General features: G+C 57.0%; 10 protein-coding genes. 2 read left to right on the forward strand and 8 right to left on the reverse strand.

Features of this window, described 5'->3' with window-relative positions; genetic code table 11:
• Positions 1-5: 5 nt before the first annotated feature.
• From uvrC to H1D41_RS08750, 6 genes are all read right to left on the reverse strand, one after another.
• Positions 6-1,916: an excinuclease ABC subunit UvrC gene (gene uvrC, locus H1D41_RS08725; RefSeq protein ID WP_228848537.1), complete on the reverse strand. Its 1,911-nt coding sequence runs from the start codon at positions 1,914-1,916 to the stop codon at positions 6-8.
• 357 nt (positions 1,917-2,273) lie between these two features.
• On the reverse strand, positions 2,274-3,227 hold the full coding sequence (locus H1D41_RS08730) for a calcium/sodium antiporter (RefSeq protein ID WP_228848538.1): 954 nt from the start codon (positions 3,225-3,227) through the stop codon (positions 2,274-2,276).
• 179 nt (positions 3,228-3,406) lie between these two features.
• Positions 3,407-4,201, reverse strand: a complete 795-nt coding sequence (locus H1D41_RS08735; protein WP_107496901.1) for a S49 family peptidase — start codon at positions 4,199-4,201, stop codon at positions 3,407-3,409.
• 98 nt (positions 4,202-4,299) lie between these two features.
• A complete protein-coding gene (locus H1D41_RS08740) occupies positions 4,300-4,923 on the reverse strand; it encodes a nucleotidyltransferase family protein (RefSeq protein WP_228848539.1) in 624 nt (207 codons plus the stop codon).
• Positions 4,920-5,924 (reverse strand): molybdopterin-binding protein, encoded by a 1,005-nt coding sequence (locus H1D41_RS08745; RefSeq protein ID WP_228848540.1) that lies wholly within the window; start codon positions 5,922-5,924, stop codon positions 4,920-4,922. Before H1D41_RS08745 ends, H1D41_RS08740 begins: the two co-directional genes overlap by 4 nt.
• A gap of 9 nt (positions 5,925-5,933) precedes the next feature.
• Positions 5,934-6,488, reverse strand: a complete 555-nt coding sequence (locus H1D41_RS08750) for a LuxR C-terminal-related transcriptional regulator (protein ID WP_228848541.1) — start codon at positions 6,486-6,488, stop codon at positions 5,934-5,936.
• An 89-nt stretch (positions 6,489-6,577) separates the two neighbouring features.
• On the opposite strand from H1D41_RS08750, the gene H1D41_RS08755 reads away from it, so the two are divergent.
• The gene (locus tag H1D41_RS08755; protein WP_228848542.1) at positions 6,578-7,876 is read left to right on the forward strand and encodes an acetylornithine deacetylase/succinyl-diaminopimelate desuccinylase family protein; all 1,299 of its coding nucleotides are present in this window, start codon (positions 6,578-6,580) and stop codon (positions 7,874-7,876) included.
• Between the two features lie 15 nt (positions 7,877-7,891).
• On the opposite strand, the gene panC is transcribed toward H1D41_RS08755, so the two are convergent.
• Positions 7,892-8,758 carry a pantoate--beta-alanine ligase gene (gene panC / locus H1D41_RS08760; protein ID WP_228848543.1) on the reverse strand — a complete coding sequence of 289 codons (867 nt, stop codon included), beginning with the start codon at positions 8,756-8,758 and terminating at the stop codon, positions 7,892-7,894.
• Between the two features lie 5 nt (positions 8,759-8,763).
• Positions 8,764-9,594: a 3-methyl-2-oxobutanoate hydroxymethyltransferase gene (panB, locus tag H1D41_RS08765; protein WP_228848544.1), complete on the reverse strand. Its 831-nt coding sequence runs from the start codon at positions 9,592-9,594 to the stop codon at positions 8,764-8,766.
• Positions 9,595-9,752: 158 nt separating this feature from the next.
• Between panB and H1D41_RS08770 the strand changes: the two genes are divergently transcribed.
• On the forward strand, positions 9,753-11,243 hold the full coding sequence (locus H1D41_RS08770; protein ID WP_228848545.1) for an ABC transporter substrate-binding protein: 1,491 nt from the start codon (positions 9,753-9,755) through the stop codon (positions 11,241-11,243).
• Positions 11,244-11,297: the final 54 nt, after the last annotated feature.

The following is an 11,297-nucleotide window of genomic DNA, read 5'->3' on the forward strand; positions in this document are numbered from 1 at the left end:
GGGGGTCAGCCCTTTTCATGGAAATGCCCGTAAATCACTTCGGCCAGGGCATTTGAGATACCATCAACCGCTTTCAGATCCTCAAGCCCGGCCCTGCTGACGGCTTTGGCAGACCCAAAATGGGCAAGCAACGCACGTTTGCGTGTAGCCCCGACGCCTGCGACCTCATCAAGCGGGGTCGCTCCAATGGCTTTGGATCGTTTCGCCCGGTGCGTGCCGATGGCGAACCGGTGCACCTCATCCCGCAGGCGCTGGATGAAATACAACACGGGATCATTGCGTTGCAGGGCAAAGGGGCGCTTGCCGGTGCGGTAGAATTCTTCCTTACCGTGATCGCGATCCACGCCTTTCGCAACCCCCACCATGGCGATGTCTTCAACGCCACATTCTTTCATGATCTCACGCACAGCAGACACCTGCCCCGCACCGCCATCAATCAGCAACAGATCAGGCCAGGCATCGGTTTCCCGGTTCGGGTCTTCCTTTTGCAGGCGCTTGAAACGACGGGTCATGACTTCTTTCATCATGCCAAAGTCATCACCCGGGGTCAGATCATCGCCCTTGATGTTGAACTTACGATACTGGCTTTTCATGTAACCTTCGGGTCCGGCGACAATCATCGCCCCCACCGCATGGGCCCCCTGAATATGCGAGTTATCGTAAGCCTCAATCCGCTTTGGCGGTTCTTTCAGATCAAAAGCCTCAGCCACCCCGCGCAGCAATTTCGCCTGGGTCGCGGTTTCTGCCATTTTGCGCGCAAGGCTTTCGCGGGCGTTGCGCATGGCGTTATCAACCAGATCGGCGCGTTCGCCCCGCTGCGGTACGGAAACTTCAACCTTGCGGCCTGCTTTCTGCGCCAGGGCCTCTGCCACCAGATCAGGATCATCCACAGCATTAGAGATCAGGACCATACGCGGCGGTTCGCGGTTGTCATAGAACTGCGTCACGAAAGCCTGCAGCACCTCACCGGGGTCGGCGCCTTCATTGCCTTCGCCACCCTGCCCGGTGCGTGGATAGAAATCCTTATTGCCCCAGTTCTGATTGGCGCGGATGAAAAACACCTGAACACAGGCCTGCCCGCCTTCCATATGCAAGGCGATGATGTCGGCCTCGGCCACGTTTTGCGGGTTGATGCCCTGGGCCTGCTGCACCTGAGTCAGCGCGTTGATCCGGTCCCGGAACGCGGCCGCGCGTTCAAATTCCATCGCATCGCTGGCCGCCTGCATTTCCTTCGCCAGGCTCGCCTGGATATTGCTGCTGCGCCCCTGCAGGAAGTCCCGCGCATCTTTCACCGTCGCGGCGTAGTCTTCAGTGGTAATCTTCCCACAACATGGCCCTGTGCAGCGCTTGATCTGATATTGCAGACAGGGGCGCGTGCGGCTGTTGAACATGCTGTCGGAACAATCGCGCAGCATAAACACCCGCTGCAACTGGTTCAGTGTCCGGTTCACCGCCCCGCCCGACGCAAAGGGACCAAAGTAATCGCCTTTCGCCTTACGTGCGCCGCGATGCTTTTTGATCTGTGGAAAATCATGATGCCCGGTCAGCATGATCATCGGAAAGCTTTTGTCATCGCGCAGCAGCACGTTGAAATGCGGCTTCAGCTGTTTGATCAGGTTTTGTTCCAGCAGCAGCGCTTCGGTTTCCGTGCGGGTCGTCAGAAACATCATCCGCCGGGTCTGGGAAATCATCCGCAGGATCCGCGGCGTATGCCCGTTGGGATTCGCGTAATTGGATACACGTTTCTTCAGGCTGCGTGCTTTGCCGACATACAGGATCTTCCCGGTTTCATCGAGCATCCGGTACACCCCGGGAGAGTTGTCCAGCGTCTTCAGATAACTCTGCACACAGGCGTGACCGACCAGCGGCTTACCGGCTTCATCAATGGGAAAGTCAGTGTTTTCAGGGTCTGTCATCGGGGTTTCTGTGATTCTTCTCTGGCTGCAATCTTATCCGGCCTGACACAAGATAAAACATATCAACCGTTTCTGTGGATAACTCCGTGGGTAACTTTGGGAGGGAACACGCTCACCACACAAAATAACAGCTTTTATCGCTTTGCCTATTTTTTAGGCAGATTTTCAACCTGTTGATTTTCAAACGAAAATTAAGTTCCAAATACAACTCCCTGATAACATTAACATTTTTATTACGCTTTTGTAACGCGGTATCAGAGGGGTGCACAAGTTGTCGCAACGCGGCGTTTTCCGTCAGGTTTCGCGGAAATGTTTACCTTTTGTTAACGTTTAACGGTGCAGCAGAAGTGCCTGTCTTTATGAAAGAATCGCACAAATATAGCCAACATAAAGCACGCAGAATAATACCCCCCAAACACGGGTGATATTCCAGCGCAGAAAGACAAACGGCGCCAGCAGCAGGGAGGCACCCAGCATCACCCAAAGATCCAGCCTCAGGAACTGCTGATCCACAGGAATGTCACCAATCAGCGCAGCAATGCCGATAATCGCCAGCAGGTTGAACATATTGGACCCGATGACATTGCCCAGGGCCACATCCGCCTGACGACGCAATGCGGCCATCACAACGGTTGCCAGTTCGGGCAAAGATGTACCAACAGCCACCAGCGTCAGTCCAATCACTGTTTCTGAAATGCCAAAGTCGCGGGCGATATCCACCGCCCCTTCCACAAGAAGTTCTGCCCCAAGAGGCAGGCCAATCAGGCCCAGGACCAGGAACAGGCCAATCTGCCAGCCCGGCATATTGTCATCCGCACCCTCAACCTCTTCAAGATCACAGGGGGCACAGTTTGCGCCGGCTTTGCGGTACGCGTTCGCCTCGCGTGCCTGATCAAACAGAATAAAGCCCAGCACCGCAAGAAACCCGATCCCATGCACCCAGGTCAGTGGCCCGGCAAAACAGGCCCCGACAAAGATCAGCGAGGCCAGGATCATATAAAGATAGGTTTTACGCGTATTACATTCACTGGAATGCAGGCCCGTCATAATGGCGGGCACACCCAGAACCAGCAGGATATTTGCGGTGTTCGATCCCACGACATTCCCCATGGCGATGCCCGGCGCGCCTTCTGTCACCGCCTGAACGGCGATCAGCAGTTCAGGGGCGGACGTGCCAAAAGCCACAATGGTCAGACTGACGATCAGGGCGGGAATACCAAGCCGCAAAGACAGGTTCACAGCGCCCTTTACAAGCACATCGCCGCCCAGCAGCAGAATAATCAGGCCAAGCCCCACATAGATCCAGTCCATCACAGTCGTCAGCCCTTTGTCTTTTCACACGCACATGGTCCACGACCAATGCGAAAGCGCCCGCACCGCGGACATTTCCTGTTTTCGATCGCCGTCTGCCCCGGGAAACGCAGCTTGCCAAACATGGCCAGCACCATCATCCCCACAAGAAACAGAACGACAATCTTAATAATCATCGCTTACAGCCCGTAACGCGCGAATTCCGCACGTTCCTCAATTGCTGTAAAAGCACTGTCCGCCGCAGAGGCCCCAAAACGCGCCAGCAACCCACGTTTCATACCGTAAGTCCGGAACTGGCATTTCTCGCCAAAGCGATCCTTCATCACCGTTTTCATATGACCAAGCCCATCGGCAAGCCCGGCCTCGACCGCTTTTGCCCCGACACGCACTTCGCCATTAAACAGATCTTGTTCACCATCCAGCTTTGCACCGCGACGGGTTTTCACGTGATCAATAAAGACTTCGTGGATCTGTTCCAGAATGCCTTTCAGCCGATCCACATCTTCTGGTGTCTCCGCCTTAAACGGGTCCATCATGGATTTGCTGTTACCTGCGGTGTAAACCCGGCGGCTGATCCCGTGGCGGGAAATGAATTCATCCAGACCAAAGCCTGCGGAAATCACGCCGATTGATCCAAGGACTGAACTCTGATCGACAAAGATCTCATCCGCAGCCGCCGCCAGCCAATACCCACCAGACGCCGCCACATCTTCAACAAAGGCAAAGACAGGAACGTCCTTTTCCTCTGCCAGGCGACGAATGCGCGCACCGATCAGAGAGGATTGCACAGGCGACCCGCCAGGCGAGTTGATAATCAGCGCAACCGCAGCAGGTTTCCCCTTGCTGAAGGCGCGTTCCAGAACCGGGGCAAGCTTTTCATCAGAAAGCCCACGACCACCGGCTGCGATCACACCAGCAAGGCGCACAACAGCAACGGTTTTTTCGGATTTGAGAAATGGGATCCAACGTTTCATTACCCTCATGTAGGCGGACAGGCCTGTGGGAACAAGGTTCTTCACGCGTTGCATGCGACAAATTGTGACCATGGCGCCACGGATCAGGCCGGGAAATTCTATGTGTTTTTCCCCTGCGCCGTTTCCCAGGCCGCCCAGGCCTCTGGCGTATCCAGATCTGTCACAGCCCCCTCGCCCGTGGTCGGAACCCGCATGATATGCTCTTTTTCCCTTTGCAGAATGGCCCGCGCACCCTGATCGCCCTGCGCTGTTGCCAGCTCTTCAAACCAGTCCGCCCCAAAGAGAACCGGATGCCCGGGCTGACCACGTTCACTGACCGCACGCAGAATCCCCCGTGACCTCACGTCATCAGGCAAATCCTCAAAGGCATTTATCACAGCATTATAATGGTCAGGCAAAAGATCCGGCATATCGGCCAGGGCAACAATCACCGCATTGCAGACAGGCAGGCTGGCAATACCGGCCCGCAAAGACGTCCCCATCCCGGTTTCCCAATCTGCACAGGTTACAGGACGCACCGGCAGATCTTTCACGTGTTCCGCACGGGTCTGGTTTCCCTCTGGCAGAACAACCGACACCGCAGCAGCGCGACTGTCACAGGCATGACGTAATGCGCGCACCAACAAGGGCTGACCACCCGCATCGCGCAACAGCTTGTCTTCACCCCGCATCCGCCTGGATGCCCCCGCCGCAAGCATCAGGATATGGATAGTGTCGCTCACGTTTTGCGCACCCGACGTGGCGCGCCGCGTTCCGGCGTATCCTTCAAAAGCCCCGCCGGCCCCATGGCAGCGAAATCAGCATCCGTCAGCTCAATCCCCGCGGCAATCCGTTCCATAACCCAATCCGCGCCGTTCAGCGCCAGCGCCCGCGCACAACCAGGCAGGCCAACAACGGGTTTACCGTTAAATTCACCCAAAAACAGCAAGTTCCCAGGATCCACCGGCATGCCAAATCGCGTCACCTGACCACCCGCTTGTGTAAGCCCCGCCGGGGCCACATCCGCCCGATCCGATGTGGCAGACCCCGTGAGGATCAGAAACACATCCGGCGCATGATCCGCCTGGATTTCCCGCAAAGCCCGCATCAGACCGGCTTCCCGGTGGTCACAGATTTGAACCTGCTCCAACTGCCCATTCAGACGTTCCACCCTTTGGCGCGTTGCCTCCTCTGCTTTGCTCAACAAGCTGTCTTTCATGCCCTGAACCCGGGTCAGAACCAGCCCCCAGCGCAAGGCACGAAACGGCTTCACAGACATAAGCCCCGGTGTTTGTTCAGCCCTTGCAACCACATCCTCCGGAATGAAATAAGGGATCATTTTGGCGGTCGCCGTCAGCGTGCCTTCCCGCACATGGGCATAATCCGGCAGGGTCGCAAGCGTCACAGCCTCATCCACCTGGTTCAGCGCGATCACACCCGGCGCATCCACGCGCAGAACGCCATCCACCTCTGCAATCAGGTTCACCCGCCCATGCACAGGCGCGGCACGGCGCAGCCCCTCCCGCGCGATCGCCTGAGCAACGCGCAGCGCCGCCTGAGCTTCACCAATGTCACCAGCATCCGGGCGGGCGACAGAAACCTCGCGCGCCCCGGACTGCTTCAGCGCAGCAATGTCAGAAGCCGTCAGTTCACACCCTTTTTGCAGGCGCAGATCACCTGCCTTCAGACTATGCGCAAGCAGGGCACCTTCTGCCGTATCAACCGGGCAATATCCGAATTTCATACACTCACCTCAGAAATCACCACGGGACAGTTTTGACAAAAGTTCCGTCACATTGCGCACATCCAGTTTCTTCAGAAGCCGCGCCCGCACATCTTCAATCGTACGCGGCGACAGGCCCAGCGCCTTGGCAATTTCCTTGCTGGTCTTTCCCTGGCTCAGGAAGACCACAACCTCACGTTCGCGTGGCGTCAGACGGATGGCACGCGGCGCATCCGAAATCGCGGCATAGGACATCACAACACGCGCCAGCGGTTCAGCCGGGGTCAGAGTGCGGGCGCGAAAACGGCACCAGGTCGCCACCCCGCCCTGTTTGGCCAGCAAACGCTCATCCGTGTAGATATCGCCGCGTTTCAGCACCGCAAGGCCAATGTCGCGGAAATCCTCAAACTCGCGCGCACTGCCGTACAGTTCGCGAAACGACAGCCCCACCAGCATGGGTTTGCTACGTCCGGTCAGATCGGCAAACACCTGGTTCACACTGCGGATCACCCGGTTTTCGGTCATAACAATGCCAATCGGCGCCAGATCAAAGGCCAGCGCATCCACATCTGTTGCTAAATCCATACCGGCCCTCCCGCGCCGTGATCATACGGTATTGATACCGTATCATTTCCGCGCAAACCTTCAAGCAGGATTTATCACAGGACAAAATCGTGACCACGACTGACAACACCGCAGATCTCCTCGCCCGGGAAATTGAAGCCCGGCGCGATGATTTGATCGCCCTGACCCAGGATCTGATCCGCATTCCAACACTGAACCCGCCGGGTGAAAACTATCTGCTGATCTGCGAATATCTGGAAAACCGCCTGAAGCGCCAGGGGTTCAGCGTGGAAATGATCCGCGCCCACGGCACGCCGGGTGACAGCGATAAATACCCGCGTTGGAATATGGTTGCGCGCTATGAAGGCAAATACCCTGGCGAATGCGTGCATTTCAACAGCCACACCGATGTGGTGGACGTGGGCCAGGGCTGGACATTTGATCCCTTTGGCGCCGAACTGCATGACGGCAAGATCTATGGGCGCGGCGCTTGTGATATGAAAGGTGGACTTGCGGCCTCGATCATCGCGGCAGAGGCGTTCATCGCAGTCTGCCCCGATTTCGCCGGCTCGATTGAAATTTCCGGTACAGCGGATGAAGAAAGCGGCGGCTTTGGCGGTGTGGCTTATCTGGCGGAGAAGGGGTTCTTTACCCCGCAACGTGTGCAGCATGTGATCATCCCCGAACCTCTGCAAAAGGATCGTATCTGCCTGGGCCATCGCGGCGTCTGGTGGGCTGAAATCGAAACCCATGGTGAAATCGCCCATGGGTCTATGCCCTTCCTTGGCGATTGCGCCGTACGCCATATGGGGGCTGTAGTGAATGAGATGGAAGAAACCCTGTTTCCCGCCCTGGCGGAAAAACGCACAGATATGCCTGTGGTGCCCGTCGGGGCGCGGCAATCAACGATGAATATCAATTCGATCCACGGCGGTCAGGCCGAACAACCCGCTGACTTCACCGGCCTGCCGTCGCCCTGTGTGCCCGACAGTTGCAAAATGATCGTCGATCGCCGTTTCCTGATTGAGGAAGACATCAACGATGTGCAGCGTGAGATCACCGATGTGCTGGATAAAGTCGCGGGTAAACGTGAAAACTTCCGCTATGACATCCGCGAAATGCACCGGGTTCTGCCGACGATGACAGAGAAATCCGCGCCCGTGGTCGAAACCGTATCCCGCGCGATTTCCGATGTGATGGGGAAAGAGGCCGAATATGTCGTCTCCCCCGGCACCTATGACCAGAAACACATCGACCGGATCGGCAAGCTGAAGAATTGCATCGCTTACGGTCCTGGCATTCTGGAACTTGCCCATAAACCGGATGAATATATCGGTGTCGATGACATGGTTGAGAGCGCCCGCGTCATGGCGCAATCGCTTGCTGAATTACTGCCGCGCCCCGATTAACACATGAAAGCGCACTTACCCCTTCACAGGCACATCAATATTGTCGATCAGCCGCACACCCGCCATCCAGGCCGCTGCAAACAGGCGTGCCGGGCGGGTCGGGGTCGTGAGGGGCGCAAAATCATCACGCGCGCGGATCTCGAAATACTCAATCTCGGTAAAATCAGCCGCGCGCAGCCGGGCCTTCGCGGCATCCTGCAACGTAGAAAATTCAGCACCCTCTGCCAGCGCGGCAACCGTATCAGTCATGACCTCATGCAGGGTTGCGGCCTTCATCATGGCGCGGTCCGACAGCAACAGATTGCGCGACGACATGGCGAGGCCAGTGTCTTCGCGTACGGTCGGACAACCGATGACTTCAATATCGATATCCAGATCTTTCGCCATACGGGTGACGATCATCAGCTGTTGAAAATCCTTTTCCCCGAAAAACGCCTGATCGGCAGCGGTTTGCAGAAACAGTTTTGCAACCACCGTCGCAACCCCGTCAAAATGCCCAGGGCGATGCGCCCCTTCCATGACATCTGTGATGCCACTGACAGACACATTCGTCGCAAAATCAGAGGGATACATCTGTTCCCCGTCGGGAACCCAGATCAGATCAACCCCGATCGGGGCAAGCTTGCGGGCATCATCGTCTTCGGTACGGGGGTAGTTTTCCAGATCTTCAGGGTTGTTGAATTGCTTTGGATTGACAAAGATCGTCACGATCACCCGGTCGCAGTTCTGTCGCGCCGCCCGCGCAAGCGACAGATGCCCGTCATGCAGCGCGCCCATGGTTGGCACAACGCCAATGGTTTCGCCCGCACGCTTCCAGGCCCGCGTGATTGCACGCAGTTCATCCAGCCCGCGAATAATCCGGGGCGGCGGCTGTGATGTCATATCCATCATCCTTTTCCAGGCGCCTGATCTGCAAAGATATGCTCCGGCCCCGGGAAGCTGCGCGTGCGCACTTCCCGGGCGTATCTGGCAATCGAAGCCTCACCTTCTTTGCCAAGTTCTGCATATCTCTTCACAAATTTCGCCTTAAAGGCTGTGAACAGGCCCAGCATGTCATCCACCACCAGGATCTGCCCGTCACAGCCCGCAGATGCCCCGATCCCAATCGTCGGAATATCCACCTCTGCCGTGATCTGATCCGCAAGATTTGCCGGCACTTTCTCAAGCACCACGGCAAATGCACCGGCCTCTGTCACCGCCTGCGCATCGGCCATCAGGGCAGCACCAGCGTCATCACGCCCCTGCACCTTGTAGCCACCCAGCGTGTTGATCGACTGCGGCGTCAACCCGACATGCGCCATGACAGGAATGCCGCGCGCCACCAGAAACGCGATGGTTTCCGCCATATGCGTACCGCCTTCCAGCTTGACCGCACCTGCGCCCGTTTCCGCCATCAGACGGGCGGCATTGCGAAACGCCTGCTGCGGGCTTTCTTCATAACTGCCGAACGGCATGTCGATCACCATCATCGCCTGGCGCAATCCACGCGCCACGGCCTGACCATGCATAATCATCATTTCCATCGTGACACCCAGGGTCGACGGCAGCCCGTGCAACACCATGCCAACGCTGTCACCCACCAGGACAAAGTCGCAGTGTTCATCCATCATCTGCGCCATTGGCGTGGTGTAGGCGGTCAGGCTGACCAGCGGTTCACCCCCTTTACGCGCCCTGATATCATCGGGAAGCGGGGCGGTTTTTCTGGCAGTGGCGCTCATCACGGGGTCCTGTCATTCGCTGCGTTGCAGAAATCATATAACAGGACGCACACCGTATTTCTACGGTATATTCAGAATAAGACGCAAGGGAACGTTCACAAGGCTTGCGCCAGATCGTTTTCACAACAAGACTACGTGCAGAACAGAGGGAGATAACAATGAGATATTCGGGGATGTTCACCAAAGTTACCGCCGCTGCTTCATTTGCAGCGCTGATCGCAGGCGGGGCATTTGCGGCCCAGACCGATCTGACAATCGGGCTGCAACTGGAGCCACCACATCTGGATCCGACAAGCGCCGCTGCGGGTGCGATTGACCAGGTGGTCTATTCCAATATCTTTGAAGGCCTGACACGCTTCGGCCCCGATGGGTCCGTAAACCCGGGCCTCGCTGACAGCTGGGAGATTTCCGAAGACGGTCTGACCTGGACGTTCAACCTGCGTCAAGGCGTAAAGTTTCATGACGGCACCGATTTTGAAGCAACCGATGTGGTGTTCAGCCTGGATCGTGCCCGCGCGGAAGACAGCACCAACGCACAAAAGGCGCTGTTTGAAGGCATTGCGTCTGTCGAAGCCGTCGATCCGCATACCGTCAAAATCACCCTGACCGCGCCAAACGGGAACTTCCTGTTTAACCTGGCCTGGGGTGACGCGGTGATCGTTGCGCCGGAAAGCATTGAGAACATCACAACCAAACCCGTGGGCACTGGCGCGTTTACTTTCGCAAACTGGGTCCAGGGCGATGCGATCACCATCCTGCGCAATGACGCCTATTGGGGCGATGCACCGGCGTTGGAAAGCGCGACGTTCAAGTTTATCTCTGAACCTTCCGCTGCGTTGAATGCAATGATGGCGGGTGACGTGGATGCGTTTTCTGGCTTCCCGGCCCCCGAAAACCTGAACCTGTTTGAAGCAGACCCGCGCTTTCAGGTGCTTGTCGGTTCGACCGAAGGTGAAACAATCCTGTCCACCAACAACAAGATGCCACCTTTTGACAATGTGAAGGTGCGTCAGGCCCTGGCCCATGCGATTGATCGTCAGGCGATTATTGACGGCGCGATGTTTGGCTATGGCACCCCGATTGGCACCCATTTTGCACCGCACAACCCGGATTACGTCGATCTGACCGGCAATTCACAATATGACCCGGAAAAGGCCCGCGCCCTTCTGGCCGAGGCAGGTTTTGCCGACGGTTTCACCACCACGCTGAAACTGCCGCCCCCCTCTTACGCACGTCGCGGCGGTGAAATCATCGCAGCGCAACTGCGCGAGGTTGGGATCGAAACCGAGATCACCAATCTGGAATGGGCACAATGGCTGGAAGAGGTCTTTCGCGGTAAAGATTTCGGCCTGACCATCGTCAGCCACACCGAACCTTTCGACATCGGGATTTACGCGCGGCCGGAATATTACTTCCAGTATGACAACGCCGAATTCCAGGCCCTGATGGATACGCTGACCGCTGAAACAGACCCGGCGAAACGCAGTGAAATGATCACCACCGCACAGCAAACCATCGCGGATGATTACGTGAATGGCTATCTGTTCCAGCTGGCGTCTCTGTCTGTTGCCAATGCGAAGATCGAAGGGCTCTGGGCCAATGCGCCAACACAGGCCACCGACCTGACCGGCGTGCGCTGGACCGACTGATAAACAACCTACCCCGGCGGGATACACCTGCCGGGGCCTGATCCCCGGGTAAGA

The organism is Halocynthiibacter styelae (assembly GCF_016123485.1).
GTDB lineage: Bacteria > Pseudomonadota > Alphaproteobacteria > Rhodobacterales > Rhodobacteraceae > Halocynthiibacter > Halocynthiibacter styelae.

What these genes read in the sequence shown, in the direction of transcription:
- uvrC (WP_228848537.1), bottom strand. Translation starts at nt 1,916, where the DNA reads ATGACAGACCCTGAAAACACTGACTTTCCCATTGATGAAGCCGGTAAG.
- H1D41_RS08730 (WP_228848538.1), bottom strand. Translation starts at nt 3,227, where the DNA reads ATGGACTGGATCTATGTGGGGCTTGGCCTGATTATTCTGCTGCTGGGC.
- H1D41_RS08735 (WP_107496901.1), bottom strand. Translation starts at nt 4,201, where the DNA reads ATGAAACGTTGGATCCCATTTCTCAAATCCGAAAAAACCGTTGCTGTT.
- H1D41_RS08745 (WP_228848540.1), bottom strand. Translation starts at nt 5,924, where the DNA reads ATGAAATTCGGATATTGCCCGGTTGATACGGCAGAAGGTGCCCTGCTT.
- H1D41_RS08750 (WP_228848541.1), bottom strand. Translation starts at nt 6,488, where the DNA reads ATGGATTTAGCAACAGATGTGGATGCGCTGGCCTTTGATCTGGCGCCG.
- panC (WP_228848543.1), bottom strand. Translation starts at nt 8,758, where the DNA reads ATGACATCACAGCCGCCGCCCCGGATTATTCGCGGGCTGGATGAACTG.
- panB (WP_228848544.1), bottom strand. Translation starts at nt 9,594, where the DNA reads ATGAGCGCCACTGCCAGAAAAACCGCCCCGCTTCCCGATGATATCAGG.
- H1D41_RS08770 (WP_228848545.1), top strand. Translation starts at nt 9,753, where the DNA reads ATGAGATATTCGGGGATGTTCACCAAAGTTACCGCCGCTGCTTCATTT.